Annotated in this window: 39 protein-coding genes; 35 read left to right on the top strand and 4 right to left on the bottom strand. The window is 67.3% G+C overall.

What is annotated here, in order from left to right:
• The first annotated feature begins 9 nt into the window (after positions 1–9).
• The 23 genes from rpsS (at position 10) to ACSVDD_RS13425 (ending at position 12,161) form a co-directional block, all read left to right on the top strand.
• Positions 10–288: a 30S ribosomal protein S19 gene (rpsS, locus tag ACSVDD_RS13535; RefSeq protein ID WP_448189887.1), complete on the top strand. Its 279-nt coding sequence runs from the start codon at positions 10–12 to the stop codon at positions 286–288.
• Between the two features lie 2 nt (positions 289–290).
• Positions 291–683 (top strand): 50S ribosomal protein L22, encoded by a 393-nt coding sequence (gene rplV, locus ACSVDD_RS13530; protein ID WP_448189886.1) that lies wholly within the window; start codon positions 291–293, stop codon positions 681–683.
• A 1-nt stretch (position 684) separates the two neighbouring features.
• Positions 685–1,449: a 30S ribosomal protein S3 gene (rpsC, locus tag ACSVDD_RS13525; protein ID WP_448189885.1), complete on the top strand. Its 765-nt coding sequence runs from the start codon at positions 685–687 to the stop codon at positions 1,447–1,449.
• A gap of 12 nt (positions 1,450–1,461) precedes the next feature.
• Complete coding sequence (gene rplP, locus ACSVDD_RS13520) at positions 1,462–1,890, top strand: 50S ribosomal protein L16 (RefSeq protein ID WP_448189884.1); 429 nt, start codon at positions 1,462–1,464, stop codon at positions 1,888–1,890.
• A complete protein-coding gene (gene rpmC / locus ACSVDD_RS13515; RefSeq protein WP_448189883.1) occupies positions 1,887–2,093 on the top strand; it encodes a 50S ribosomal protein L29 in 207 nt (68 codons plus the stop codon). The genes rplP and rpmC overlap by 4 nt, the downstream gene beginning before the upstream one ends.
• Before the next feature lie 12 nt (positions 2,094–2,105).
• Positions 2,106–2,360 carry a 30S ribosomal protein S17 gene (rpsQ, locus tag ACSVDD_RS13510; RefSeq protein ID WP_448189882.1) on the top strand — a complete coding sequence of 85 codons (255 nt, stop codon included), beginning with the start codon at positions 2,106–2,108 and terminating at the stop codon, positions 2,358–2,360.
• 31 nt (positions 2,361–2,391) lie between these two features.
• Positions 2,392–2,760 (top strand): 50S ribosomal protein L14, encoded by a 369-nt coding sequence (gene rplN / locus ACSVDD_RS13505; protein WP_109120103.1) that lies wholly within the window; start codon positions 2,392–2,394, stop codon positions 2,758–2,760.
• Positions 2,760–3,077, top strand: coding sequence for a 50S ribosomal protein L24 (gene rplX / locus ACSVDD_RS13500; RefSeq protein WP_448189881.1), 318 nt, complete (start codon positions 2,760–2,762; stop codon positions 3,075–3,077). The genes rplN and rplX overlap by 1 nt, the downstream gene beginning before the upstream one ends.
• Positions 3,078–3,088: 11 nt before the next feature.
• On the top strand, positions 3,089–3,631 hold the full coding sequence (gene rplE / locus ACSVDD_RS13495) for a 50S ribosomal protein L5 (protein ID WP_448189880.1): 543 nt from the start codon (positions 3,089–3,091) through the stop codon (positions 3,629–3,631).
• Positions 3,632–3,652: 21 nt separating this feature from the next.
• Positions 3,653–3,958: a 30S ribosomal protein S14 gene (gene rpsN / locus ACSVDD_RS13490; RefSeq protein WP_448189879.1), complete on the top strand. Its 306-nt coding sequence runs from the start codon at positions 3,653–3,655 to the stop codon at positions 3,956–3,958.
• A gap of 13 nt (positions 3,959–3,971) precedes the next feature.
• Positions 3,972–4,370, top strand: coding sequence for a 30S ribosomal protein S8 (gene rpsH, locus ACSVDD_RS13485; RefSeq protein ID WP_448189878.1), 399 nt, complete (start codon positions 3,972–3,974; stop codon positions 4,368–4,370).
• A gap of 13 nt (positions 4,371–4,383) precedes the next feature.
• The gene (gene rplF / locus ACSVDD_RS13480) at positions 4,384–4,917 is read left to right on the top strand and encodes a 50S ribosomal protein L6 (RefSeq protein WP_448189877.1); all 534 of its coding nucleotides are present in this window, start codon (positions 4,384–4,386) and stop codon (positions 4,915–4,917) included.
• Positions 4,918–4,924: 7 nt separating this feature from the next.
• Positions 4,925–5,287: a 50S ribosomal protein L18 gene (gene rplR / locus ACSVDD_RS13475; RefSeq protein WP_448189876.1), complete on the top strand. Its 363-nt coding sequence runs from the start codon at positions 4,925–4,927 to the stop codon at positions 5,285–5,287.
• 12 nt (positions 5,288–5,299) lie between these two features.
• A complete protein-coding gene (gene rpsE, locus ACSVDD_RS13470; RefSeq protein WP_448189875.1) occupies positions 5,300–5,875 on the top strand; it encodes a 30S ribosomal protein S5 in 576 nt (191 codons plus the stop codon).
• A gap of 2 nt (positions 5,876–5,877) precedes the next feature.
• Complete coding sequence (gene rpmD, locus ACSVDD_RS13465) at positions 5,878–6,069, top strand: 50S ribosomal protein L30 (protein WP_448189874.1); 192 nt, start codon at positions 5,878–5,880, stop codon at positions 6,067–6,069.
• Between the two features lie 4 nt (positions 6,070–6,073).
• Positions 6,074–6,559 carry a 50S ribosomal protein L15 gene (gene rplO / locus ACSVDD_RS13460; protein ID WP_448189873.1) on the top strand — a complete coding sequence of 162 codons (486 nt, stop codon included), beginning with the start codon at positions 6,074–6,076 and terminating at the stop codon, positions 6,557–6,559.
• Positions 6,560–6,700: 141 nt separating this feature from the next.
• Complete coding sequence (gene secY / locus ACSVDD_RS13455; RefSeq protein ID WP_448189872.1) at positions 6,701–8,041, top strand: preprotein translocase subunit SecY; 1,341 nt, start codon at positions 6,701–6,703, stop codon at positions 8,039–8,041.
• On the top strand, positions 8,038–8,685 hold the full coding sequence (locus ACSVDD_RS13450; RefSeq protein ID WP_448189871.1) for an adenylate kinase: 648 nt from the start codon (positions 8,038–8,040) through the stop codon (positions 8,683–8,685). Before secY ends, ACSVDD_RS13450 begins: the two co-directional genes overlap by 4 nt.
• A gap of 283 nt (positions 8,686–8,968) precedes the next feature.
• Positions 8,969–9,337 (top strand): 30S ribosomal protein S13, encoded by a 369-nt coding sequence (gene rpsM / locus ACSVDD_RS13445; RefSeq protein WP_448189870.1) that lies wholly within the window; start codon positions 8,969–8,971, stop codon positions 9,335–9,337.
• A 12-nt stretch (positions 9,338–9,349) separates the two neighbouring features.
• Positions 9,350–9,748: a 30S ribosomal protein S11 gene (gene rpsK / locus ACSVDD_RS13440; protein WP_119830003.1), complete on the top strand. Its 399-nt coding sequence runs from the start codon at positions 9,350–9,352 to the stop codon at positions 9,746–9,748.
• Between the two features lie 131 nt (positions 9,749–9,879).
• A complete protein-coding gene (locus tag ACSVDD_RS13435) occupies positions 9,880–10,899 on the top strand; it encodes a DNA-directed RNA polymerase subunit alpha (RefSeq protein ID WP_448189869.1) in 1,020 nt (339 codons plus the stop codon).
• A 145-nt stretch (positions 10,900–11,044) separates the two neighbouring features.
• Positions 11,045–11,464, top strand: coding sequence for a 50S ribosomal protein L17 (gene rplQ / locus ACSVDD_RS13430; RefSeq protein WP_448189868.1), 420 nt, complete (start codon positions 11,045–11,047; stop codon positions 11,462–11,464).
• Positions 11,465–11,582: 118 nt separating this feature from the next.
• Complete coding sequence (locus ACSVDD_RS13425; RefSeq protein ID WP_448189867.1) at positions 11,583–12,161, top strand: YqaA family protein; 579 nt, start codon at positions 11,583–11,585, stop codon at positions 12,159–12,161.
• 85 nt (positions 12,162–12,246) lie between these two features.
• Here ACSVDD_RS13425 and ACSVDD_RS13420 read toward each other — a convergent pair whose 3' ends face one another.
• Positions 12,247–12,510: a hypothetical protein gene (locus ACSVDD_RS13420; RefSeq protein ID WP_448189866.1), complete on the bottom strand. Its 264-nt coding sequence runs from the start codon at positions 12,508–12,510 to the stop codon at positions 12,247–12,249.
• A 118-nt stretch (positions 12,511–12,628) separates the two neighbouring features.
• Between ACSVDD_RS13420 and ACSVDD_RS13415 the strand changes: the two genes are divergently transcribed.
• The 6 genes from ACSVDD_RS13415 (at position 12,629) to ACSVDD_RS13390 (ending at position 16,546) form a co-directional block, all read left to right on the top strand.
• A complete protein-coding gene (locus tag ACSVDD_RS13415) occupies positions 12,629–12,910 on the top strand; it encodes a hypothetical protein (protein WP_448189865.1) in 282 nt (93 codons plus the stop codon).
• An 18-nt stretch (positions 12,911–12,928) separates the two neighbouring features.
• Positions 12,929–14,263 carry a replication-associated recombination protein A gene (locus ACSVDD_RS13410; protein WP_448189864.1) on the top strand — a complete coding sequence of 445 codons (1,335 nt, stop codon included), beginning with the start codon at positions 12,929–12,931 and terminating at the stop codon, positions 14,261–14,263.
• Between the two features lie 35 nt (positions 14,264–14,298).
• Positions 14,299–14,574 carry a BrnT family toxin gene (locus ACSVDD_RS13405; RefSeq protein WP_448189863.1) on the top strand — a complete coding sequence of 92 codons (276 nt, stop codon included), beginning with the start codon at positions 14,299–14,301 and terminating at the stop codon, positions 14,572–14,574.
• Positions 14,575–14,939: 365 nt separating this feature from the next.
• Complete coding sequence (crcB, locus tag ACSVDD_RS13400) at positions 14,940–15,332, top strand: fluoride efflux transporter CrcB (RefSeq protein WP_448189862.1); 393 nt, start codon at positions 14,940–14,942, stop codon at positions 15,330–15,332.
• A 3-nt stretch (positions 15,333–15,335) separates the two neighbouring features.
• Positions 15,336–15,680 (top strand): DUF190 domain-containing protein, encoded by a 345-nt coding sequence (locus ACSVDD_RS13395; protein WP_448189861.1) that lies wholly within the window; start codon positions 15,336–15,338, stop codon positions 15,678–15,680.
• Positions 15,677–16,546 (top strand): hypothetical protein, encoded by an 870-nt coding sequence (locus tag ACSVDD_RS13390; RefSeq protein ID WP_448189860.1) that lies wholly within the window; start codon positions 15,677–15,679, stop codon positions 16,544–16,546. Before ACSVDD_RS13395 ends, ACSVDD_RS13390 begins: the two co-directional genes overlap by 4 nt.
• Here ACSVDD_RS13390 and ACSVDD_RS13385 read toward each other — a convergent pair.
• Positions 16,543–17,133 carry a cysteine hydrolase family protein gene (locus ACSVDD_RS13385; protein ID WP_448189859.1) on the bottom strand — a complete coding sequence of 197 codons (591 nt, stop codon included), beginning with the start codon at positions 17,131–17,133 and terminating at the stop codon, positions 16,543–16,545. The genes ACSVDD_RS13390 and ACSVDD_RS13385 overlap by 4 nt on opposite strands.
• Before the next feature lie 123 nt (positions 17,134–17,256).
• Here ACSVDD_RS13385 and ACSVDD_RS13380 point away from each other — a divergent pair, with 123 nt between their 5' ends.
• From ACSVDD_RS13380 to ACSVDD_RS13370, 3 genes are all read left to right on the top strand, one after another.
• The gene (locus ACSVDD_RS13380) at positions 17,257–18,252 is read left to right on the top strand and encodes an RluA family pseudouridine synthase (protein WP_448189858.1); all 996 of its coding nucleotides are present in this window, start codon (positions 17,257–17,259) and stop codon (positions 18,250–18,252) included.
• A 75-nt stretch (positions 18,253–18,327) separates the two neighbouring features.
• On the top strand, positions 18,328–19,011 hold the full coding sequence (locus tag ACSVDD_RS13375; RefSeq protein ID WP_448189857.1) for an HAD-IA family hydrolase: 684 nt from the start codon (positions 18,328–18,330) through the stop codon (positions 19,009–19,011).
• A complete protein-coding gene (locus tag ACSVDD_RS13370; RefSeq protein ID WP_448189856.1) occupies positions 19,008–19,703 on the top strand; it encodes an ATP12 family chaperone protein in 696 nt (231 codons plus the stop codon). The genes ACSVDD_RS13375 and ACSVDD_RS13370 overlap by 4 nt, the downstream gene beginning before the upstream one ends.
• 62 nt (positions 19,704–19,765) lie before the next feature.
• Here ACSVDD_RS13370 and ACSVDD_RS13365 read toward each other — a convergent pair whose 3' ends face one another.
• Together ACSVDD_RS13365 and ygfZ are read right to left on the bottom strand one after the other, a co-directional pair.
• Entirely contained in the window at positions 19,766–20,377 is a 612-nt protein-coding gene (locus ACSVDD_RS13365; RefSeq protein ID WP_448189855.1) for a PRC-barrel domain-containing protein, read from the bottom strand.
• Positions 20,378–20,510: 133 nt separating this feature from the next.
• On the bottom strand, positions 20,511–21,392 hold the full coding sequence (ygfZ, locus tag ACSVDD_RS13360) for a CAF17-like 4Fe-4S cluster assembly/insertion protein YgfZ (protein ID WP_448189854.1): 882 nt from the start codon (positions 21,390–21,392) through the stop codon (positions 20,511–20,513).
• 184 nt (positions 21,393–21,576) lie between these two features.
• On the opposite strand from ygfZ, the gene ACSVDD_RS13355 reads away from it, so the two are divergent.
• The 3 genes from ACSVDD_RS13355 to ACSVDD_RS13345 are packed head-to-tail and all read left to right on the top strand — an operon-like array spanning position 21,577 to position 25,151.
• Positions 21,577–23,118 carry an ABC transporter ATP-binding protein gene (locus ACSVDD_RS13355; protein ID WP_448190068.1) on the top strand — a complete coding sequence of 514 codons (1,542 nt, stop codon included), beginning with the start codon at positions 21,577–21,579 and terminating at the stop codon, positions 23,116–23,118.
• 27 nt (positions 23,119–23,145) lie between these two features.
• Positions 23,146–24,222, top strand: coding sequence for an ABC transporter permease (locus tag ACSVDD_RS13350; RefSeq protein WP_448189853.1), 1,077 nt, complete (start codon positions 23,146–23,148; stop codon positions 24,220–24,222).
• Entirely contained in the window at positions 24,222–25,151 is a 930-nt protein-coding gene (locus ACSVDD_RS13345) for an ABC transporter permease (protein ID WP_448189852.1), read from the top strand. The genes ACSVDD_RS13350 and ACSVDD_RS13345 overlap by 1 nt, the downstream gene beginning before the upstream one ends.
• Positions 25,152–25,185: the final 34 nt, after the last annotated feature.

Below are 25,185 nucleotides of genomic sequence, written 5' to 3'. Positions count from 1 at the left end.
GGTCGGACCGTGGCACGCTCCGTTTGGAAGGGTCCGTTTATCGACGGCTATCTGCTGAAGAAGGCGGACAAGTCCCGTGCGTCGGGCCGTAACGAGATCATCAAGATCTGGTCTCGGCGTTCGACCATCCTGCCGCAGTTCGTCGGGCTTACGTTCGGCGTCTACAACGGCCATAAGTTTCTGCCGGTTCTGGTGAACGAGAACATGATCGGTCACAAGTTCGGCGAATTCTCTCCGACGCGGACCTTCTACGGCCACGCGGCGGACAAGAAGGCGAAGAGGAAGTAACCATGGGCAAAGCCGCCAATCCCAGCCGCATCGCGGAGAACGAGGCCAAGGCGTCGTCCCCGATGATCCGGACGAGCCCGCGCAAGCTTAACCTCGTCGCCCAGCTCATCCGCAACATGGACGCCAGCCGCGCGGTCGCCGAGCTGACCTTCTCCAAGCGCCGCATCGCGGTCGAGGTCAAGAAGGTCCTGCAGGCGGCCATCGCCAACGCGGAGAACAATCACCAGCTCGACGTGGACCGGCTCTTCGTGTCGTCCGCCACCGTCGGCAAGGCTCTGGTGATGAAGCGCTTCCACGCTCGTGCCCGCGGTCGCGGCGCGCGCGTCGAGAAGCCGTTCTCCAATCTGACGATCATCGTGCGCGAGCGCGAAGAAGCCGCCGAAGGGGCCGAGTAAGATGGGTCAGAAAATCAATCCGATCGGGCTGCGCGTCGGCATCAACCGCACCTGGGACAGCCGCTGGTTCGCCGGTCGCGACTACGCCAAGCTGCTGCACCAGGACCTGAAGCTGCGTGAGTTCCTGCAGGACCGTCTGAAGCAGGCGGGCTGCTCGCGCGTCATCATCGAGCGTCCGGCCAAGAAGGCCCGCGTCACCATCCACTCGGCACGTCCGGGCGTGGTGATCGGCAAGAAGGGCGCGGACATCGAGAAGCTGCGCGGCGAGCTGGCCAAGATGACGGGCTCCGAAGTGAGCCTGAACATCATCGAGATCCGCAAGCCGGAGATCGACGCCCGCCTCATCGCGGAGAACATCTCCAGCCAGCTGGAGCGCCGTGTCGCCTTCCGTCGCGCCATGAAGCGCGCCGTGCAGTCGGCCATGCGCCTCGGCGCGCAGGGCATCCGCATCAACTGCTCGGGTCGTCTGGGCGGTGCGGAAATCGCCCGCATGGAGTGGTACCGCGAGGGTCGCGTTCCGCTGCACACGCTGCGTGCGGACATCGACTACGGCACCGCCACGGCCAAGACCACCTACGGCACCTGCGGTGTCAAGGTGTGGGTGTTCAAGGGTGAGGTTCTCGCCCACGACCCGATGGCCCAGGACAAGCGTATGGCCGGCGAGCCGGTCTCCACCGACGGCGAGCACCAGCCGCGCCGCGAACGCCGTGAGCGTGACCACGACCGTGGTGACCGCCGCGGCCGCCGCGACGGCGCTGGCCAGTAAAGGGCAAGAGCGATGCTTTCCCCCAAGCGTACAAAATACCGCAAGGCCTTCAAGGGCCGCATCCACGGCATTGCGAAGGGCGGCTACGAGCTGAACTTCGGCGCCTACGGCCTCAAGGCCATGGAGCCCGAGCGCATCACGGCCCGTCAGATCGAGGCGGCCCGCCGCGCGATCACCCGCGCCATGAAGCGTCAGGGCCGTGTCTGGATCCGCATTTTCCCGGACGTTCCGATCTCGTCGAAGCCGGCCGAAGTCCGCATGGGCTCCGGTAAGGGCACGCCCGAGTATTGGGCTGCCCGCGTCAAGCCTGGCCGCATCATGTTCGAACTGGATGGCGTTCCGTTCGAAGTGGCCAAGACGGCGTTCGAGCTGGCGGCTGCCAAGCTGCCGATCAAGACCAAGCTTGTGACCCGCCTCGGCGGCGAGGAGACTGCGGCATGAAGGCCCAGGATATCCGTACCAAGAGCGCGGACGAGCTGACCGATCAGCTCCTCCAGCTCAAGAAGGAGCAGTTCAACCTGCGCTTCCAGAAGGCCTCGGGCCAGCTGGAGAACACCGCGCGGGTGAATGCCGTGCGTCGCGACATCGCGCGCATCAAGACGGTCCTCGGCGAGCGTGCGAACGCCGCCGCGGCCGCGAAGTAAGGAGGGCTACCAATGCCTCGCCGCGTACTGCAGGGCACGGTGGTCAGCGACAAGGGCGACAAGACGATCATCGTCCTCGTCGAGCGTCGCGTGATGCACCCCGTGTACAAGAAGTTCATCCGTCAATCGAAGAAGTATGCCGCTCACGACGAGAACAACTCGTTCAAGGCCGGTGATGCGGTTTCGATCATCGAGTGCCGTCCGATCTCCAAGCGCAAGCGCTGGGAAGTCGTGACGGAGTCCGCCGGCACGACCGGCGCCGCTTGATTAGAGCCGTCTGATTAGAAAGGTCTGATCCATGATTCAGATGCAAACCAACCTGGAAGTCGCCGACAACAGCGGGGCGCGCCGGGTGCAGTGCATCAAGGTGCTTGGCGGTTCCAAGCGGAAGGTGGCTTCCGTGGGCGACATCATCGTGGTGTCGGTCAAGGAGGCGATTCCGAAGGGTCGCGTCAAGAAGGGCGACGTGCATCGCGCCGTCATCGTCCGCACTGCGAAGGAACTGCGCCGCGACGACGGTTCGGCGATCCGCTTCGACCGGAACGCCGCCGTGCTGATCAACAAGCAGGGCGAGCCGATCGGCACCCGTATCTTCGGGCCGGTCACCCGCGAGCTTCGCGCCAAGAAGTTCATGAAGATCATCTCGCTGGCGCCGGAGGTGCTGTGATGGCCGCGAAGATCAAGACCAAGGACAAGGTCGTCGTTCTGTCCGGCAAGGACAAGGGCAAGACCGGTGAGGTCCTCCGGGTGCTGCCCAAGGACGAGCGCGTCGTGGTTGCCGGCGTCAACGTCGTCAAGAAGCACACCCGCCCGTCGGCCCGTTCGCAGGGCGGCATTCTCGAGATCGAGGCGCCGATCCACGTCTCCAACGTCGCTCACGTCGATCCCAAGGACGGCAAGCCGACCCGCGTCGGTTTCAAGGTCCTTGAGGACGGCCGCAAGGTGCGTGTCGCCAAGCGGTCCGGCGAGACCATCGATCTTTGAGGGCCCGGACCATGGCTGCACGTCTTAAGGAAATCTACGACTCGAAGATCCGCGCCGCGCTCAAGACCGAGTTCGGCTACGGAAACGATCTGCAGGTTCCGCGGATCGAGAAGGTCGTCATCAACATGGGTGTCGGCGAAGCGGTTGCCGACACCAAGAAGATCCAGAACGCGGTTGCCGAGCTTCAGGCCATCTCCGGTCAGAAGCCGGTGGTGACCAAGTCCCGCAAGTCGATCGCGCAGTTCAAGCTGCGCGAGAATATGGCGATCGGCTGCAAGGTGACCTTGCGCCGCGACCGCATGTACGAGTTCCTGGACCGTCTGATCACGATCGCGCTGCCCCGCGTCCGCGACTTCCGCGGCGTGTCGGCGACGAGCTTCGACGGCCGTGGCAACTACGCCATGGGCCTGAAGGAGCAGATCATCTTCCCGGAGATCGATTACGACAAGATCGATCAGATCCGTGGCATGGACATCATCATCGTCACCTCGGCGAAGACCGACAAGGAGGCCAAGGCTCTCCTCAAGGCCTTCGATATGCCGTTCGTGAGCTGATAGGCAGGAGCACGTACACCCATGGCTAAGACCAGCGCTGTCGAAAAGAACAAGCGCCGCGCCAAGCTGGTGAAGCAATTCGCCAACAAGCGCGCCAAGCTGAAGGCGATCGCCAAGGACCGCTCGCTATCGCCCGAGGAGCAGTTCGCCGCCCGCCTGAAGCTCGCGGAGCTTCCGCGCAATTCGTCGAAGGTCCGTATCCGCAACCGGTGCGAAGTGTCCGGTCGCCCGCGGGCTTTCTATCGTAAGTTTAAGCTTTCGCGCATTGCCCTGCGTGAACTGGCCTCGACCGGCCAGATCCCGGGCATGACGAAGTCGAGCTGGTAAGGAGGACCGCAAGATGGCTTTGAGCGATCCCCTCGGCGATATGCTGACCCGCATCCGCAACGGCCAGCGTGCACGCATGTCGTCTGTGGAAAGCCCGGCTTCGAAGCTCCGCACGTCCGTGCTGGAGGTGCTGAAGCGCGAGGGCTACATCCGTGGCTACGCCCAGGAAGAAGTGCGTCCTGGTGTGAGCAACCTGAAGATCGAGCTGAAGTATCACGAGGGAGAGCCCGTCATTAAGCACGTCTCCCGCGTGTCGAAGCCCGGTCGCCGCGTCTACTCGAAGATTGCCGACATGCAGCGGGTCTACAACGGCCTGGGCATTGCGATCCTTTCGACGCCGCGCGGTGTCATGTCGGACAACGAGGCCCGCGCTGCCAATGTCGGCGGCGAAGTCCTCTGCCGCGTGTTCTAAGGAGGCTCACCCGATGTCACGCATTGGCAAGCATCCGGTAGCCGTCCCGGCCGGTGTCGACGTTCGCGTCGACGGCCAGACGGTCACCGCGAAGGGCAAGCTGGGCCAGCTCAGCCTTACCCTGATCGACGATGTCCTCGCCTCCCTGGAGGACGGCGCCGTCGTCGTCAAGCCCCGGAACGACAGCAAGCGCGGCCGCGTCATGTGGGCCACCTCGCGCACGATGGTGAACAACCTCGTGACGGGCGTCTCGCAGGGCTATACGGTCAACCTGGAGATCAACGGCGTCGGCTACCGTGCCGCCGTGCAGGGCAAGGAGCTGGTCATGCAGCTCGGCTACTCGCACGACGTCAAGTACCCGATCCCGGAGGGCATCTCGATCAAGTGCGACAAGCCCACGGCGATTTCGGTTTCCGGCTACGACAAGCAGAAGGTCGGGCAGGTTGCCGCCGAAATCCGGGCTTGGAAGAAGCCGGAGCCCTACAAGGGCAAGGGCATCAAGTACGAGACCGAAACCATCCTCCGCAAGGAAGGGAAGAAGAAGTAGGCCCGCCATGCTGAATCCCAAGCAACTCCAGGAGCGCCGCAAGCGCCGCGTGCGCGCCCAAATCGCGAAGAAGGCTGGCGGGCGGCCTCGCCTGTCCATCCATCGCACCAACCTGCACATCTACGCCCAGATCATCGACGATGCCGGGGGCCGCACCGTGGCCGCCGCGTCCTCGCTGGAGAAGGATCTGCGGACGCAGCTGAAGCACGGCGGCAACGTCGAGGCGGCCAAGCGCATCGGCGCTCTGATCGCCGAGCGCGCCAAAGCTGCCGGCGTCACCGAGGTCGTCTTCGACCGCGGCGGCAACCTTTACCACGGCAGGGTCAAGGCCCTGGCCGAGGCCGCCCGCGAGGGCGGGCTGTCGTTCTAAGGAGTCCCTGATATGGCACGTGAAAGAGGCGAACGGGGCGACCGCGATCGGCAGCCGCGTGAGCGCGAAGAGAGCGAGCTGATCGAAAAGCTCGTCGGGATCAACCGCGTCGCCAAGGTGGTGAAGGGTGGCCGTCGCTTCGGCTTCGCCGCTCTGGTCATCGTGGGTGACGGCAAGGGCCGCGTCGGCTACGGCTCGGGCAAGGCCCGCGAGGTGCCGGAAGCCATTCGTAAGGCGACCGATCAGGCCAAGCGCGGCATGATCCGGGTTCCGCTGCGCGAGGGCCGGACCCTGCACCACGACACCAATGGCCACTACGGCGCCGGCAAGGTGGTTCTCCGTGCGGCTCCGGCCGGTACGGGCATCATCGCGGGCGGCCCGATGCGCGCCATTTTCGAGGCGCTCGGCGTCGCGGACGTGGTGACGAAGTCCATCGGCACGTCCAACCCGCACAACATGATCAAGGCGACCTTCGACGCCCTGGCCCAGGTGGTCAGCCCGCGTTCGGTGGCCGCTCGCCGCGGGCGTCGCGTCAGCGACATCCTCGGCCGCCGCGAAACCGGCGCCGCCGGTGCGCAGGAGGCGTGAGCATGACTGAGAAGAAGACTGTCGTGATCACCCAGGTCGGCAGCCCGATCGGCCGCCGTCACGACCAGCGCGAGACGCTGGTCGGTCTGGGTCTGAACAAGCTGCACCGGACCCGCGAGCTGGAGGATACCCCGGCCGTGCGTGGCATGATCGCCAAGGTCGCGCACCTGATCCGCGTCGAGAACGAGGGCTGATGCAATGACCAAGCTGAACGATCTCCGGGACAACCCCGGTGCCCGCAAGGGTCGCATGCGCGTCGGTCGCGGTATCGGCTCGGGCAAGGGCAAGACCGCAGGCCGCGGCGTGAAGGGTCAGACCTCGCGCACGGGCGTTGCGATCAACGGCTTCGAAGGCGGCCAGATGCCCCTTCACCGCCGTCTGCCCAAGCGAGGCTTCTCCAAGCCGTTCCGCAAGGTGTACGCGGTCGTCAACCTGGGCATGATCCAGAAGGCGATCGAGGCCGGCAAGCTGGACGCCGGTCAGTCCATCGACGCTGTTGCTCTCGCGGCCGCTGGCCTCGTCGGCAAGGGCAAGGTGGACGGCGTGCGCCTGCTCGCCAAGGGCGCTCTCACGGCGAAGGCCAACTTCACCGTGACCGGTGCCTCCAAGTCGGCCATCGAGGCCGTCGAGAAGGCGGGCGGCAGCGTCACGCTGACCGAGCCGAAGGCCGAAGCGGCCGAGTGATCGGCCCTGTGATCGGTTAAGGCCCGCCCGACCAGGGCGGGCCGCTCCGGCACCAAGAAAAGACCAAGCGAGGGGCGGTCCGTCGGGCCGCCCCATCCGCACGATTGGCCCATCTGACGATTGGGACAGGGGACAGAAGCCATGGCATCAGCGGCCGAACAGCTTGCCGCGAACATCAACTTCGGCGCGTTCGCGAAGGCGACGGAGCTGAAGAAGCGCATATGGTTCACCCTGGGCGCGCTGATCATCTACCGCCTGGGCACGTACATCCCGCTGCCGGGCATCGATCCCAACATTCTGGCCGATGTGTTCCGCCGCCAGGGCGGTGGCATCCTCGGCATGTTCGACATGCTGGCCGGCGGCGCGCTGCACCGCATGACCATCTTCGCCCTCAACATCATGCCGTACATCTCGGCCTCGATCATCGTCCAGCTGCTGACCGCCGTGTCGCCGCAGATGGAAGCGATGAAGAAGGAAGGGGAGGCCGGCCGCAAGAAGCTCAACCAGTACACCCGCTACGGCACCGTGCTGCTGGCGACCGTACAGGCCTGGGGCATCGCGGTGGGCATGGAGGGCATGACCGGGTCGATGGGCGCCGCGGTGCTCGAACCGGGACTCTTCTTCCGTCTGACCGCCGTCATCACGCTGGTCGGCGGCACGCTGTTCCTGATGTGGCTGGGTGAGCAGATCACCGCCCGCGGCATCGGCAACGGCACCTCGCTCATCATCTTCGCGGGCATCGTGGCCGAGCTGCCGAAGGCGCTGGCCAGCACGCTGGAACTCGGGCGCACCGGCGCGCTGTCGACGGTGTTCATCATCTTCCTGCTGCTGATGGCGGTGGGCGTGGTGTTCTTCATCGTCTTCATGGAGCGCGCGCAGCGCCGCCTGCTGGTGCAGTATCCCAAGCGCCAGATGGGCAACCGCATGATGGGCGGCGAATCGACGCACCTTCCGCTCAAGCTCAACACCTCGGGCGTCATTCCGCCGATCTTCGCGTCGTCGCTGCTGCTGCTGCCGCTGACCGCGGTGGGCTTCGCCGGCGGCGAGGGGCCGGAATGGCTGCAGGCGGTGTCGCGCATCATCGCGCACGGCACGCCGGTGTACATGTTCATGTACGCCGCGCTGATCATCTTCTTCTGCTTCTTCTACACGGCCATCGTCTTCAACCCGACGGAGACGGCGGACAACCTGCGCAAGTATGGCGGCTTCATCCCCGGCATCCGGCCCGGCAAGAACACGTCCGACTATCTGGACTATGTGCTGACCCGGCTGACGGTGATCGGCTCCGGCTACCTGGTGGTGGTCTGCCTGCTGCCCGAATTTCTGATTGCCCAGCAGTCGGTTCCGTTCTATTTCGGCGGAACCAGTTTGCTGATCGTGGTGTCGGTGACGATGGACACGGTCGGGCAGATCCATTCCCATCTGCTGGCGCACCAGTATGAGGGGTTGATCAAAAAATCGAAGCTTCGGGGGAAGAAATGAATTTGATCCTGCTTGGTCCGCCGGGTGCGGGTAAGGGAACCCAGGCGCGTCGTCTCGAGGACACGCGCGGGCTCGTGCAACTCTCCACCGGCGACATGCTGCGCGCGCTCGTCGCCGGCGGCAGCCCGCTGGGCCAGCAGGCCAAGGAGATCATGACGGCCGGCAAGCTCGTCCCGGACGAGCTGGTCATCCAGATGATCTCCGATAGGATCGACCAGCCGGACGTCAAGACCGGCTTCATCCTCGACGGCTTCCCGCGCACGGTGGCGCAGGCCGACGCACTGGACAAGATGCTGGCCGCCAAGGGCCTGAAGCTCGACCATGTGATCGAGATGAAGGTGGACGACGCGGCTCTGGTCGAGCGCATCACCGGCCGCTACACCTGCGCCAAGTGCGGCAAGGGCTATCACGAGACGTTCGAGAAGCCCGCGGTGGACGGCGTTTGCGACGTCTGCGGCTCGACCGAGTTCAAGCGCCGCGCCGACGACAACGCCGAGACGGTGAAGACCCGACTCGACCAGTACCACGCGCAGACCGCGCCGATTCTCCCGTACTACAAGGAGCGCGGCGTGCTGAAGACGGTGGACGGCATGGCCGACATCGACGTGGTGACGACGCAGATCGAGGCGATCCTCGGTTCGTGACGGCCTCTCGGTCGACGTGATTTCCGTTGGGGGGTGGCCGCAAGCCGCCCCCCATTCGTTTTCGGGCCGACGACGCGGGGGAAGGGTAGGGCGCCGTGCGGGAATCCCGGCGCCGATCATTCTTGACAAACCGACCGATCTTTCTATAGTCCGCAGCCTCCCAAGGCCGAGCAGGCCTTTTGGGTGACATTTTGCGTCCTGAATCGCGCGCAACGGGTTCGGGACGTGATCGGTGTGTAGACAGCCCGCAAGGGGCTGTCGTTGAGATATCGAGGAGAGTAGCGTGGCGCGTATCGCTGGCGTCAACATCCCCGCACAGAAGCGTGTGGAGATCGGGTTGACCTACATTCACGGCATTGGCCCGGCCAAAGCCAAAGAGATCTGCGGCAAGCTGAACATCCCGGCCGAGCGCCGTGTGAACCAGCTGACCGATGACGAGGTGCTCCGCATCCGCGAGACCATCGACGCCGACTACCAGGTCGAAGGCGACCTGCGCCGCGCGGTGGCCATGAACATCAAGCGGTTGATGGATCTGGGCAGCTACCGTGGCCTGCGCCACCGCAAGGGCCTGCCGGTCCACGGTCAGCGCACCCACACCAACGCCCGCACCCGCAAGGGTCCGGCGAAGCCCATCGCCGGTAAGAAGAAGTAAGGATCTCCTCCCATGGCCAAGCCGTCAGCCGCTTCTCAGCGCCTGCGCCGTCGTGAGCGCAAGAACATCACCGCCGGCGTCGCGCATGTGAACGCCTCGTTCAACAACACGATGATCACCATCACCGACGCGCAGGGCAACACCATTGCCTGGTCGTCGTCGGGCACCATGGGCTTCAAGGGTTCGCGCAAGTCGACCCCCTACGCCGCCCAGGTGGCTGCCGAGGACGCGGGCCGCAAGGCCCAGGAGCACGGCATGAAGACCCTCGAGGTTGAGGTGAAGGGTCCCGGTTCGGGGCGTGAGTCGGCTCTGCGCGCTCTGCAGTCGGTCGGCTTCCAGATCACCTCGATCCGTGACGTCACGCCGATCCCGCACAACGGCGTTCGTCCGCCGAAGAAGCGTCGCGTCTGATCTAGAGATCGTCCCGCACCCGCGGGGCTCTCCGTTCCGGGACAGGCGGCCGCTGCCATCGCGGCCGCCGCTGCATTGGAACGGATGGGCCTCCGCGGGTTCGTGCCAACCCGATGGCAAGAGGTTTTCCCGTGGTCCTTCAGAAGAACTGGCAGGAACTGATCAAGCCCTCCAAGCTCGAGATCCAGCCGGGTGACGACGCCGAGCGCGTCGCGACCCTGGTGGCCGAGCCGCTGGAGCGTGGCTTCGGCCTGACGCTGGGCAACGCGCTGCGCCGCGTTCTGCTCTCCTCGCTCCAGGGCGCCGCCGTCACGTCGATCCACATCGACGGCGTGCTGCATGAATTCTCGTCGATCCCCGGCGTCCGCGAGGACGTGACCGACATCGTCCTGAACATCAAGACGATGGGCCTGCGCATGCACGGCGACGGTCCGAAGCGCATGCGCCTGCGCGCCGAAGGCCCCGGCGAGGTGAAGGCCGGCATGATCGAGTCGAGCGCCGACATCGCCGTCATGGACCCGGATCTGGTCATCTGCACGCTGGATGCCGGCGCGCGGCTGAACATGGAACTGACGGTCGAGACAGGCAAGGGCTACGTCCCGGCCAGCCAGAACCGTCCCGAGGACGCGCCGATCGGCCTGATCCCGGTGGACGCGCTGTTCTCGCCGGTGCGCAAGGTGTCGTACAAGGTCGACAACGCCCGCGTCGGTCAGGTCACCGACTACGACCGCCTGTCGATGACGATCGAGACCAACGGCGCCGTCCGTCCGGACGACGCGGTGGCGCTCGCCGCCCGCATCCTGCAGGACCAGCTGCAGCTCTTCATCAACTTCGAAGAGCCGACGCACGCGGTCGCCGAGGAGAAGCACGAGGAGGTTCCGTTCAACAAGAACCTGCTCCGCAAGGTGGACGAGCTGGAGCTGTCGGTCCGTTCGGCCAACTGCCTCAAGAACGACAACATCGTCTACATCGGCGATCTGGTGCAGAAGACCGAGGCGGAGATGCTCCGCACGCCGAACTTCGGCCGCAAGTCGCTGAACGAGATCAAGGAAGTGCTTGCCCAGATGGGCCTGCACCTGGGTATGGAAATCCCGAACTGGCCGCCCGAGAACATCGAGGAACTGGCCAAGCGTCTGGAAGAGCCGTACTAAGCACACGTCGCACCACCGGGGCCGGAAGGCCCCGGTGCTCCACCAGGGTCGCTTCGACCCGCCCCGCACCGTACCGAACAGAAGGGCGGTGGGGATCACCACCGGCTCCCCGAGGGGGGCCAAGCCATGAGAGGGGACCACCGCCATGCGTCACGGCGTTGCAGGACGGAAGCTCAGCAAGACCACCACCCACCGTAAGGCCATGTTCTCCAACATGGCGAACGCGCTGATCAAGCACGAGCAGATCAAGACGACGCTGCCGAAGGCGAAGGAGCTGCGGCCCATCGTCGAGAAGCTGATCACGCTCGGCAAGCAGGGTGGCCTGTCCAACCGCCGCCAGGCCTTCAGCAAGCTGCGCGACAAGGACATGGTGACCAAGCTGTTCGGCCCGCTGGCCGAGCGCTACAAGGACCGCAGCGGCGGCTACTGCCGCGTGCTCAAGGCCGGCTTCCGCTACGGCGACGCCGCCCCGATGGGCGTGATCGAGCTGGTCGACCGCGATCCGGAGGCCAAGGGCCAGGACAGCGGCCCGGTGCAGGTCGAAGAGGCCGAGGCCGAGTCGTAACAGCGGCTTCGCATCGCATTGTTGTTAAGGACGGGTATCCCCATATCCGTCGTGGATCGCCCCCTCTCCGGCCCGGCCGGGGAGGGGGTTTCTTCACCGGGAACCGCCTTACGGCCGCATGCTGAAACCGCTTTACAACTGGATTCTTCAGCGCGCCGCCCGCAAGGACGCGGTCTGGTGGATGTCGGCGGTGTCCTTCGCCGAAAGCTCCTTCTTCCCGCTGCCGCCGGACGTGATGCTGGTGCCGATGTGCCTGGCGGAGCCGAAGAAGCTGTGGCGGTACGTCAATATCTGCGCCTTCGCCTCGCTGATCGGCGGGGCCTTCGGCTATGCGCTCGGCTATTATCTGTTTGAAAGCGTCGGCCGGCTGATCATCGATTTCTACAACGCGCAGGAATCGTTCGGCCGCTTCCAGGAGATGTTCTCCGTCTACGGTCCGTGGTTCCTGATCCTCAAGGGCGTGACGCCCATCCCCTACAAATTGCTGACCATCACCGCCGGCTTCGCCAAGCTGGACTTCACCATCTTCATGCTGTGCTCGGTGGTGGCGCGGTTCTCACGCTTCTACATGATCGCCATCCTGCTGCACTTCTATGGGCCGCAGGTGCAGGAGATCATCGAGAAGCGCCTGATGCTGGTCACCACCGTGCTGCTGGTGATCGTCGTCGGCGGCCTTCTCAGCTTCAAATTTGTTTGATCTTATTTTCCTCAGGCGGCAGGCGGGGCCATCCGGCCCCTTGCCTTCGCGCCCATGTGGGCGCGGGGCCGCGGTCGCGGCCCTATCACCGCGGCACGCCCTGGTCCTGCCGGTTGCGCTCTTCCGGCGTCATCTCGGCGCGCTCGCGCCGGTCGCGCAGGACGATGACCGCCAGCGCCACGGCGATGAACAGCCCGCCGAGCGCCGGGAACACCGCCTCGCCGACGCTGAAGCCGGGCAACGCCAGCATGCGCCCGATCAGCATGAGCAGGCCGAGGCCGAGCAGGACGGCGAAGAACGCCACCGTCCCGAGCCGTCGCCTCGGCTTCCCGTTGGTGGGCGTATTCATTTGAGCCGTTCCCTTTCCACGTGCGTTCCCGGATAGTGGGCTGGCCCCGGTCCGGTTCCGGGGGCGTGGCGACGCGCCATCCGGGACACCATACAACGATAAGGAAACAGGTAAGCCGATGTTCCGTCCGATTCCCGCACTCGTGGCCGTTCTCGCGGTGGCCCTCCTGGCCGGCTGCGCCCAGTCCACGCAGCGCTCCTCTTCCCGCGGCCCCACGCCGGAGGCCGTCGCCGGGCCGGATTGCCGGGAGCATTGCGAGCGCGGCTACCGCGTGTGCATGGATTCGGCGACCCCCCGCCGCGGCACCGAGGACGAGCGCCGCAACCGCCTGTTCGGCCCGACCGCCGGCTGCGAGGATCAACTGCGTTCGTGCTTCCGGGGCTGCGCGCCGACGCAATGATGCGACTCGGGTGACTTGATGGCCCGCAAGGCGAGCGATACCGGGAACAGCTTGCCGGGAAACAGCCTGTTCGAGTCGGAGGCACCGCGCCCTCTGGCCGACCGGCTGCGCCCGCGCACGCTGGACGAGGTGGTCGGGCAGGAGCATTTGCTGAAGCCCGACGGCCCGGTCGGCCGCATGGTCGCTGCGCACCGCTTGGCGTCGATGATCCTCTGGGGGCCGCCGGGCTGCGGCAAGACGACCATCGCCCGGCTGCTGGCGCAGACCACGGATCTGCATTTTGAGCCGCTGTCGGCGGTGTTCTCCGGTGTTGCCGACCTGCGCAAGGTGTTCGAGGCCGCCAGGGCGCGCCGCGCCGCCGGGCAGGGCACGCTGCTGTTCATCGACGAGATCCACCGTTTCAACCGTGCCCAGCAGGACGGCTTCCTGCCTTACGTGGAGGACGGCACGGTGACGCTGGTCGGCGCCACCACCGAGAACCCGTCGTTCGAACTGAACGCGGCGTTGCTCAGCCGCGCCCAGGTGTTCGTGCTGAACCGTCTGGACGATTCGGCCCTGGAGAAGCTGCTGAGCCGCGCCGAGGCGGAGATGGGCAGTCCGCTGCCGGTGACCCCCGACGCCCGCGCCGCGCTCAAGGCCATGGCGGACGGCGACGGCCGCTTCTGCCTGAACCTGTGCGAGGAGCTGTTCGCGCTGCCGCAGGGGACTGTCCTCGATAACAACGCGCTGGCGACGACCATCCAGCGCCGCGCGCCGCTCTACGACAAGGCGCAGGAGGGGCACTACAACCTCATCAGCGCACTGCACAAGTCGCTGCGCGGCTCGGACACCGACGCGGCGCTGTACTGGTACGCCCGCATGCTGGCCGGCGGCGAGGACCCGCGCTACATCGCGCGCCGCCTGTGCCGCTTCGCGGTGGAGGACATTGGCCTCGCCGACCCCAACGCGCTGACCCAGGCCATGGCCGCGTGGGAGGCGTACGAGCGCCTGGGCTCGCCCGAGGGCGAACTGGCCATCGCGCAGCTGGTGATCTATCTCGGCACGGCGCCGAAGTCGAACGCCGCCTACACGGCGTATAAGGCGGCGGTGCGCGCCGCCGGCGAGACCGGCTCGCTGATGCCGCCCAAGCACATCCTGAACGCGCCGACCAAGCTGATGAAGCAGATCGGCTACGGCCAGGGCTACGCCTACGACCACGACACCGCCGAGGGATTCTCCGGCCAGAACTATTTCCCCGAGGGGTTGGCGCGGAAGGAGTTCTATCAGCCGGTGGAGCGCGGTTTCGAGCGCGAGATCAAGAAGCGGTTGGAGTACTGGGCGAAGCTGCGGGGGCGGAAGGCAGGGGAGGGGTGATTGACGCGCTCAACCGACGCGGGTAGCCTCGGCCCATGGATTTCGAATGGGACGACAATAAGAGCGCGTGGAACCTCCGCGAGCGCGGGCTGCCCTTCGAGGTCGCAACGAAGCTCTTCGACAATTCGACCCTGGAGTGGGATGATCGGAGGCGAAACTACGGCGAGCCGCGCATTTGCGCCATTGGCCGCATCGGCGAGCGCTGCTTTGCCTGCGTTTACACGTGGCGCGAGGACCGAAGGCGCATCATATCCCTGAGGAAGGCTTCGCCTGGAGAGAGCTATGCCTACCGTAAAACGTTCCTCGACTGACGTGGACCTCACCGGCTTCGACTGGTCGAAGGTGGACGCCACCTCTGAGGAGGATATTGCGCGGCAGATCGCCAGCGATCCGGACACGGCGCCAGATCTCTCCGCCACTTCCCCCAGCGATGTCCGCCGTGTGCACCCCACGTCCACCCGCGTCCGGATGAAGCGCGCGGCGCGTTGATTGTCCCCGGCGCGTTGGGCTGACACAAAGACCAGCGCGCAAAGCGTGCCGGCTTGCGGCCCAGCCAAGACAATGATAGGACTTAAGTCATCAAAGCGCTTGGCTGGAGGACGCGAATGAATCACTGCACCGATCCGCGTTTCATAGCGTTTCATAGTGTTTCATTCGCCGCCGGCCACCCCCACCCATGACCACCTATCTCCTGGTCGCCATCGGAGGCGCCATCGGGTCCATCGCCCGCTACTGGGCCTCGGGCGCCGTCGCCAACGCGTTCGGGGCGACGTTCCCGTGGGGGACGCTGGTGGTCAACATCGTCGGCTCTTTCATCATCGGCTTCGCTGCCACGCTGACCGGGCCGGATGGGCGGCTGCTGGTGCCCTCCGATGCCCGCGTTTTCGTGATGGTGGGAATCTGCGGCGGCTTCACCACCTTCTCCTCCTTCAGCCTGCAAACGCTGAACCTCGTGCAGGATGGGGAGTGGGCGCGGGCCGGGGCGAACACCATCGGGTCGTTCGCGCTGTGCATGCTGGCGGTGTGGGCCGGGCACGTCGCCGCGGCGTTGCTCAACAAGGGGGCCTGAGCCATGTCCGTTCCGGAAACCGCCACGCTGCTGCGCATCTTCGTCGGCGAGCAGGACCGCCACGGCGGGCTGCCGCTCTATGAGGCCATCGTCATGAAGGCGCGCGAGGCCGGGCTGGCCGGCGCCACGGTGATCCGCGCGGTGATGGGCTTCGGCGCCTCCAGCCGCGTCCACACCGCGAAGATCCTGCGCCTGTCCAACGATTTGCCGTTCGTCATCGAGATCGTCGACGCCGAAGACCGCATCCAGGCCTTCCTGCCGCAACTCGACTCCATGATGGGAAGCGGCCTCGTCACGCTGGAGAAGGCGACCGTCATCCGCTACGGCGACCGTCGTCCGGCGCCGTGACTTCCCGTTTCGAGCGCTTCGTCGCCATCGACTGGTCGGGCGCCCGAGGCAAGCGTTACGCCGGCATCGCGGTCGCCGAGTGCGGCACCGGCGACGCGCCGCCCACCCTCATCGACCCTCCCGGCGGCTGGTGGTCGCGGACGGCGGTGTTCGACTGGCTGCGCGCCGGGCTGGAGCGCGGGCCGGCGCTGGTCGGCATCGACTGCGCCTTCTCGCTGCCCTTCGCCGTCGCCCAGGCGTACTTCCCCGGCCGCGAGGCCTCGGTGTTCGACCTGTGGGACCTGATCGAACAGACCACCGCCGCGCACCCCGATTTCCTCGGCGGTCCCTTCGCCGAGCACCCGTCCTTCGCCGGCGGGTTCTGGAGCGCCGGCCGGCAGCCCTCCTGGTACACCGACCCGCACCGGCTGACCGAGCGGGTCTGCCGCGCCGATGGCTATGGCAGCCCGCAGAGCCCCTACAAGCTGATCGGTTCCAAGCAGGTCGGGCGCGGGGCGCTGGCCGGCATCCGTATGCTGCGGGCGTTGCGCGCGGCCGACCCGCGCGTCGCCGTCTGGCCGTTCGAGGAACCGGCGGCGGGTAAGACGCTGTTCGCCGAGATCTACCCGCGCCTGTTCCTCAAGCGCGCCGGCTTCGGCCTGAGGAAGATCCGCGCCCCGGCCGACGTGGATGCGGCGCTGCGGTATCTCGCCTCCCGGCCGGCGCAGCTGACAACGCCGGTCAGCGACCACGATGCCGACGCGCTGGTCTCCTCCGCCGGCCTGCGCTGGCTGGCGGATCGGCCGGAGGTGTGGGCGCCCGCAGCCATGGACGCCACGGCGCGCCGGCAGGAGGGGTGGATCTTCGGTGTCGGCGACCGGGCCTAGCCGATCATGCCCAACCCAACCATGTCCAGCATGGCCGCCGTCTCGACGATCCGCGCGTATTCGCCGTCCAGGTTGGCGAGCGACAGTTCGTGGACCTGTTCGGCGGTCCACAGCCGGCCGGTGCGGTCGCGCTTGCCGAAGGTGAAGCACGCGTCGGCCACCACATGGACGTCGAAGCCCAAATTGCCGGCCATGCGCGCCGTCGCCTCGACGCTGTTGTTGGTGATGACCCCGGCGATCACCAGCGTGGCGCAGCCGCGCTCGGCCAGCCACGTCTCCAGCCCGGTGCCGATGAAGGCGCTGTTGGTGGCCTTGCCCACCACCAGCTCGCCGGGGTGCGGCTGCGCCTCCGGCTTGAAGACGTGGCCGGCGCTGCCCGGACGGTATGTGGACTCCGGCTCATCGGAATCGTGGCGCACATGCACCACCGGCCGCCCCGTTCGCCGCCACGCCGCCAGCAGGGCGGCGACGTTGCCCTCGGCCTGCGGATTGTTGCGCGGCCCGTGCACGGCCCAGCGCGGGTCGTCGATGGCCTTCTGCACATCGATGACGATCAGGGCTGCGGTGGCGGGCAGGGTGGCGGGCATGGCGGTCTCCGGGTGGCGGCGGGGGCGCGCATGGTGCCATTGCGCGCCGCGACCGACCAGCCCGCGTGACAAGCGGGCGCGACTTCTGTCTAATCCGCCGCGGTTTTCGAGCGGAGCAGCACCATGAGCGCGGTTGAGACACGGACGGTTTCGGCGGACGAGGCGGACATCCGCCTGGACCGCTGGTTCAAGCGGCATTTCCCGGACCTCGGGCACGGCCACTTGCAGAAGCTGCTGCGCACGGGGCAGGTCCGCGTCGATGGCAAGCGCGCCGACGCCGCGACCCGGCTGGAGGCCGGTCAGGCGATCCGCGTCCCGCCGCTGGGTGTCCCCACCGAGGCGCTCGGCGCCTCGCGCGCCAAGCCGGCGCCGGTGATCAGCGACAAGGAGATCGCCGCCCTCCAGGCGCGCGTGCTCTACAAGGACGACGACGTGATCGCCATCGACAAGCCCGCCGGTCTGGCGGTGCAGGGCGGTACCGGCACGTCTAAGCACCTCGACGCCATGCTGGACGCGCTGCGCTTCGGCTCGAATGAGCGCCCCAGGCTGGTGCATCGCCTGGACAAGGACACCTCGGGCGTTCTGATGCTGGCGCGCACGGTGTTCGCCGCCAGCCGTCTGGCCGAGACGTTCCGCGGCCGCGATGCCCGCAAGATCTACTGGGCCGTCACCGTCGGCGTGCCGAAGCCCTATCAGGGCAAGATCGACCTTGCCCTGGCCAAGGAGGGCGGGTCGCACGGCGAGCGCGTCGCCACCGACGAGGACGAGGGCAAGAAGGCGATCACCTTCTATTCGGTGCTGGAGAACGCCGGCAAGCAGGCCGCCTTCGTGGCGCTGTGGCCGCGCACCGGCCGCACCCACCAGCTGCGCGTCCACATGGCGGCCATCGGCACGCCGATCCTCGGCGACGGCAAGTACGCCGGGCAGGACGCTTTCCTGCCGGGTGCCGAGGTGCCGCGGCAGTTGCACCTGCACGCCCGCCGCCTGATCATCCCGCACCCGCGCACCGGCAAGCCCATCGACGTGACGGCGCCGCTGCCCGAGCACATGCAGGCGACCTGGAAGTACCTCGACTTCAGCGCCAACCTGAAGGGCGACCCCTTCGCCGAGGTGGAATGAGGCACCTTGAGGGAGCGCCGCGCGCATCCCACCTGTGGTATCCCCCGCCGTCCGCATGATCGCGACCCGCCCCGCATGACCAAACCGCTCCGTCTCGCCCTGTTCGACTGCGACGGCACGCTCGTCGACAGCCAGCACGCCATCGTCGATTCGATGACGGAGGCGTGGCTTGCCCATGGGTTGGGCGAGCCGGACGCGCACGCGGTGCGCCGCGTCGTCGGGCTGTCGCTGGTGCCGGCGGTGGCGGCTCTGCTGCCGGCGCTGGAGACCGAGCGCCACATCGCCATCGCCGAGTCCTACAAGGACGCCTTCGCCACCCGCCGCCAGCGCGGCGCGGTCGAGGAACCGCTGTTCCCCGGCATCGCCGAGACGCTGGACGCGCTGGACGCGGCCGGCGTGCTGCTGGGGGTGGCGACGGGGAAGTCGCGGCGCGGCCTCCTGTCGGTGCTGGAGCGGCACGGGCTGACGGACCGCTTCGTCACCTTGCAGACCGCCGACGTCGGCCCCGGCAAGCCGCACCCGGAGATGGTGCTGCGCGCGCTGTCGGAGACCGGGGTGGAGGCGGCGTCCACGGTGATGATCGGCGACACCACCTACGACATCCAGATGGCGCGCAACGCCCGCATCGCGTCGGTCGGCGTGTCCTGGGGCTATCACGAGGTGCCGGAGCTGACGGCGGCCGGCGCCGACCGCATCGTCCACAGCGGCGGACTCGTCGCCGCGGCGGTGCTCGATTTGTTGGAAGCAGAGGCGAGATGAAGCGTTTCTACAAGACCGTGGGCGTCGAGGCGGTGGACGGCGGCTGGGACGTGCGGCTGGACGGCCGATCCGTGCGCAGCCCGGCGAAAGCGCCGCTGGTGTTCCGCTCCGAGCCGCTGGCCCGCGCCGTCGCCGCCGAATGGGACGCGCAGGTCGAGGAGATTCACCCGCTCTCCATGCCGATGATGCAGCTCGCCAGCACCGCGGTGGACGTGGTGGGGAAGAACCGCGCGTCCATCGTCGATGGCGTCGCCAAGTACGCCGAGACCGACCTGCTGTGCTACCGCGCCGAGCACCCGCGCGCCCTGGTGGACCGGCAGGCGCGGCACTGGCAGCCGCTGCTGGACTGGGCGACGCTGCGCTACGACGCGCCTTTGCACGTGCACGCCGGCCTGATGCCGAAGCCGCAGCCCGAGGACGCCACCCGCGCGCTGCGCAACGCCGTGGATGCCTACGACGACTGGATGCTGAGCGCCGTGCAGAGCGCCACGGACTCCTGCGGCTCGCTGATCGTGGCGCTGGCGCTGATCGAGCGCCGCATCGACGCAACGGAAGCCTTCGAGGCGTCCCAGGTGGACGAGAGCTTCCAGATCGAGCAATGGGGCGAGGACCCGGAGTCCGCCACCCGCCGCGCCGGCCTGCGCCGGGACATCGAGGCGGCGCGGCGGTTCGTGGAGTTGTTGACGGGGTAGGGGCTCTTTGAACGAAGAAACCCCCGCGGGGATGGCCGCGGGGGTTTCCTGGGGCGGAGGGATTACTGCTTCGGCTGGCTGCTGACCGGCGGGGTCGCCGGGCTGGTCGTGCCGGTGGTGCTGCGGTTGGCCGGCGCGGTGGTCGCGTCGTTCTTGACGGCACCGTTGCGGTTCCGGTTCAGCGACGTCATGCTGTCCGAGTACTTGAACTCGCTCATGTTCTTGACGTCGTCGCGGCTCAGGCTCGACAGTTGCAGACGGTTGTCCGCGTCGTTCCACTTCGCCTGATTGAAGTCGACCGCGACCTTCTTTTCGCCAATGCCGAGGAAACCGCCCGACGACAGGACGAGCTGCTTGGCCTGACCGGACGCCGGATCGAGGATGATGTCCTCGACCTCGCCGATCTTCTCGTTGTCCTTGCCGTAGACATTCTTGCCCAGCAGCTTTTCGGCGCTGGCGAGGGTCTGCTGGCCCGCGGCCGAACTGGCCGCACCGCTGTGCTGCGCCGTGGTCGGCGAGGTCGCCGCCGTGCCGCCCGTGCTGTCACGCTGCATCGTCGGCGAGTTGGTCGTCGTGCCACCGCTGCCGGTCGAGCCGCCGGTGCTGGATTGGGCGAAGGCCGCGCCGGTCATAAGGGCCAGCGTCGAAACGGCTGCGATCAGTTCCTTGCGCATGGTTCACTCCTCCACATTTTGCCCTGGCTTGTCCATGGCAGCTCTACAACACCGGAGGAAGCGAACTAATCCCGCTCGTTAAAATATCTTTCGGGGAAGACATCGGTCGAATGGGTAATGGGAACTCCCTCGTTCATGACGGTTTGCGCGGCACGACCGTGGTGTTGTCGGTCTTGAACATGAGGTCTTCTTTTTCGGCGCGGTCAAGATCTTCCAGGCGCAGCATGGCCAGCGCCCGATTCTGCAATCCACTTCGGATTTCTCCGGACTCCTTCTCGCCCAAGCAGACCGGCGTGCCGGGGGCCGGCAGGGGGCCGTCCAGCTCGACCGGCACAAGGCGCTTCTTGATCAGAGCCCGGTAGCGCGTGCGCGCCGTCAGCTCCTGGCCCATGTAGCAGCCCTTGTCCCAGGAGATGGCGTTCAGCGCGTCCAGGTTGTTTTCCAGCGGGATCGCCTTCTCCACCTCCATGTCGCGGCTGCCGTCTGGAACGCCCAGTTCCAGGCGCAGCCGGTCCCACGCCTCGAAGGGCAGGCGGTTGAAGCCCAACGCCTCAAGATCGGTGCCGGCCGGCAGCAGGGCGCGCGCGCCCAATGCCGCCGTGCGCGGGTCGGTGAAGGCGATGCCGCCGGCGAACGGCACGGCCGCGCCGGGCTCGGCCGGCAGGCCCAGCCGTTCAAGCGCGCCCGGACCGATCAGCGCCACCACCGTCAGCGTCGCCGTGCGGTCCTCCAGCGCGATCTTCGAGCGCAGCTTGTACATCTTCAGCCGGCGCAGAAGGTCGTCACGCCGCGCCGCTTCGACGTCCAGCAGGAACGCCGTGCCGTCCGATGCCACCATGAAGTCGTGCAGGTACTTGCCCTGGGGCGTCAGGAACAGGGTGTAGACGGCGCGCTCGGCCGACACCGCGCGCATGTCGTTGGACACCAATCCTTGCAGGAAGGCTTCGCGGTCCTCGCCGGTCACCGCCAGCACGCCGCGTTGCTCCAGAACCACGTATCCCATCGTCTCCGCCATGCCGTCCTCCGTCTCAGGCCTCAAACTTGGCCGGTCGCGGGGGCTTGGGCAAGGGCTTCGCGGCGGACGGCGGCACCTTCCGCATTCTGGAGGAGTTGACGAGGGGGCGGCAGCCGCGCTTAGGTGTCCGATGGGCGCATGTGCGCCGGTTCGACCTTCCGGAATCCGCCTCTTGGCTCCACAGATGACGCCCCGCCTCGACCTTCGCGGCATCACGAAGCGCTTTCCGGGCTGCCTCGCCAACGACCATGTCGATCTGGCGCTGCTGCCCGGCGAGATCCACGCCCTCCTGGGCGAGAACGGCGCCGGCAAATCGACGCTGGTGAAGATCATCTACGGCGTGCTGCACGCCGACTCCGGCACGCTGAGCTGGGAAGGCCGCGAGGTCACCATCGCCGACCCGCACGCCGCGCGCGCCCTGGGCATCGGCATGGTGTTCCAGCACTTCTCGCTGTTCGACACGCTGACGGTGGCCGAGAACATCGCGCTGGGCATCGAGGACAAGGGCGCCCTCAAGGATTTGTCCACCCGCATCCGCACGGTGTCCGAACGCTATGGCCTGGCGCTCGACCCGGAGCGGCACGTCTTCGACCTGTCGGTGGGCGAGCGCCAGCGCGTCGAGATCGTGCGCTGCCTGCTCCAGGACCCGCGCCTGCTGATCATGGACGAGCCGACGTCGGTGCTGACCCCGCAGGAGGTCGGCCGGCTGTTCGAGACGCTGAAGCGGCTGGCGGCCGAGGGCTGCACCATCCTCTACATCTCGCACAAGCTGGAGGAGATCCGCGCCATCTGCGACCGCGCCACGGTGCTGCGCGGCGGCAAGGTGGTGGCGACCTGCGATCCCCGGCAGGAGACGGCGCGCGGCCTTGCCGAGATGATGATCGGCGCCTCGCTGTCCACCCCCGACCGCGTCGCGAAGGTGGCGGCCGGCGCCCCGCGGCTGGAGGTGCGCCACCTGTCCACCACCACCGACGTGCCCTTCGCCACCGAGCTGAAGGACGTCTCGCTGGAGGTGCGCGCCGGCGAGATTCTGGGCATTGCCGGCGTCGCCGGCAACGGTCAGGCCGAACTGATGGCGGCGCTGAGCGGCGAGACGCTGGTCGGCGACGAGGATGCGGTGCGCATCGAAGGCCGCCCGGTCGGCAACCTCGGACCCCGCGCCCGGCGCGAGCTGGGCCTTGCCTTCGTGCCGGAGGAACGGCTGGGCCGCGGTGCGGTGCCCGAGCTGAGCCTGTCGGAGAACGCGCTGCTGTCCGGCTACGCCCGCGAGCCGCTGGTGCGCGGCGGCATGGTGCATTTCGCCCGGTCGCGCTCCTACGCCGAGCGCATCATCGACCTGTTCAACGTGGTCACGCACGGGCACCGCGCCGAGGCGCGCTCGCTGTCGGGCGGCAATTTGCAGAAGTTCATCATCGGCCGCGAGATCCTGCAAAACCCCCGGCTGCTGATCGTCGGCCAGCCAACCTGGGGCGTCGATGCGGGTGCGGCGGCGGCGATCCATCAGGCGCTCATCGATCTGGCGCGCAGCGGCGCCGCGGTGCTGGTGATCAGCCAGGATCTGGACGAGCTGTTCGTGCTGTGCGATCGCATTTCGGTGCTGTTCCACGGCCGGCTGTCGCCGTCCAGCCCGACGCACCAGACCACCGTCGAGCAGATCGGTTTGGCCATGGGCGGCTTGTTCGACGGCCCTGGCGAGGACGAGAAGGATGTCGGCCGTGTTGCGTGATCTTTCCGGTATCGCGGAGCCCCGCGCATGAGCTTTCTTCGTCTCGAACCGCGCGGCCAGTCCTCGCAGACCATGGTGTACCTCACCCCGGTCCTGGCGGTTCTGCTGACGCTCGCCAGCGGCTTCGTGCTGTTCTGGGCATTGGGCTTCGACCCGCTGAAGGCGTTGCACGCCTTCTTCATCCAGCCGCTGACCAGCCTGCGCGGCGTCGGCGAGCTGGTGATCAAGGCGACCCCGCTGGTGCTGATCGGCGTCGGGCTCGCCATCGGCTTTCGCGCCAACGTCTGGAACATCGGCGCCGAGGGTCAATTGACGCTGGGCGCCATCGTCGGCGGCGGCATCGGGCTGGCGTTCTACGGCGAGGGCGGCTGGTGGCTGCTGCCGCTGATGATCCTCGGCGGCATCGCGGGCGGCATGGCGTGGGCGGCGATCCCCGCGTGGCTGAAGCTGCGCTTCAACGCCAGCGAGATCCTCACCAGCCTGATGCTGACCTACGTGGCGATCCTGCTGCTGAATTTCCTGATCAATGGCCCTTACCGCGACCCGGAGGGCTTCGCCTTCCCGGAGTCGCGCATGTTCGAGCCCACATCGACCATGCCGCTGCTGATCCAGGGGACGCGCGTGCATTTGGGGGCGCTGCTGGCGCTGCTGGCGGTGGCCGGCGGCTGGGTGCTGATGAGCCGCACCTTCATCGGCTTCCAGATCCGCGTCATCGGCCTGACCCCGGCGGCGGCGGGCTACGCCGGCTTCAACCAGAAGCGCATCGTCTGGCTGACGCTGCTGCTGTCGGGCGGGCTGGCCGGGCTGGCGGGCTTGGGCGAAGTGGCGGGGCCGATCGGTCAGATCACGCCGTCGATCTCCCCCGGCTACGGCTTCACGGCGATCATCGTCGCCTTCCTCGGCCGGCTGCACCCGGTGGGAATCCTGCTGGCCGGGCTGCTCATGGCGCTTTCGTTCATCGGCGGCGAGGCGGCGCAGATCGCGCTGGGCCTGCCCAAGGCCATCACCGGGGTGTTCCAGGGCATGCTGCTCTTCTTCCTGCTCGCCTGCGACGTGCTGATCCGCTACCGCGTGCGCGTCGGCGCCGTGCGGAGGGTCGCCTGATGGAATTCGTGGCCTTCCTCGGCCCCGTGCTGGCGGCCATGCTGACCGCCGCCACGCCGCTGCTGTTCGCAGGGCTGGGCGAACTGGTGGTGGAGAAGTCGGGCGTGCTGAACCTCGGCGTCGAGGGGATGATGCTGGCCGGCGCGGTGATCGGCTTCATGGTGACGGCGACCACCGGCAGCTCGACCCTGGGCTTCCTGGCGGCGGCGGCGGCCGGGCTGGCGATGGGGGCGCTGTTCGGCGTGCTGACGCTGGGGCTGCTCGCCAATCAGGTGGCGACCGGGCTGGCGCTGACGCTGTTCGGCGTCGGGTTGTCGGCGCTGGTCGGGCAGGGCTATGTCGGCCGGCCCATCCAGGACGTGCCGGAACTGCGCATCCCGGGCCTCACCGACCTGCCGCTGATCGGGCCGGCGCTGTTCGGGCAGGATGCGCTGGTGTATCTGGGGCTGGCGATGGTGCCGGCGGTGCACTGGTTCCTGTTCTCGACGCGCGCCGGGCTGATCCTGCGGGCGGTCGGCGAGAACCACGCGGCGGCCCACGCGCTGGGCTACAAGGTGGTGCGCATCCGCTTCCTGGCGGTGCTGTTCGGCGGCGCCATGAGCGGCATCGCCGGGGCCTACCTGTCGCTGGACTACACGCCCATGTGGGCCGAGAACATGACCGCCGGACGCGGTTGGATCGCGCTGGCGCTGGTGGTCTTCGCCACCTGGAAGCCGGGGCGCGTGCTGCTCGGTGCGTGGCTGTTCGGCGGCGTCACCATCGCCCAGCTGCACATCCAGGGGCATGGCTTCGCGGTGCCACCGCAGCTCTTGTCGATGCTGCCGTATCTGGCTACCGTTCTGGTCCTGGTGATGATCTCGCGAGACGTCGCCCGCATCCGGCTGAACGCGCCGGCCTGCCTCGGCAAGGTGTTCCACCCGGACGCCTGACGGGTGGCCAGTTCTTTAACGACAAACAGGGAGC

The organism is Azospirillum terrae (genome assembly GCF_053470425.1).
This window is presented reverse-complemented; position numbering and strand designations above follow the sequence as displayed.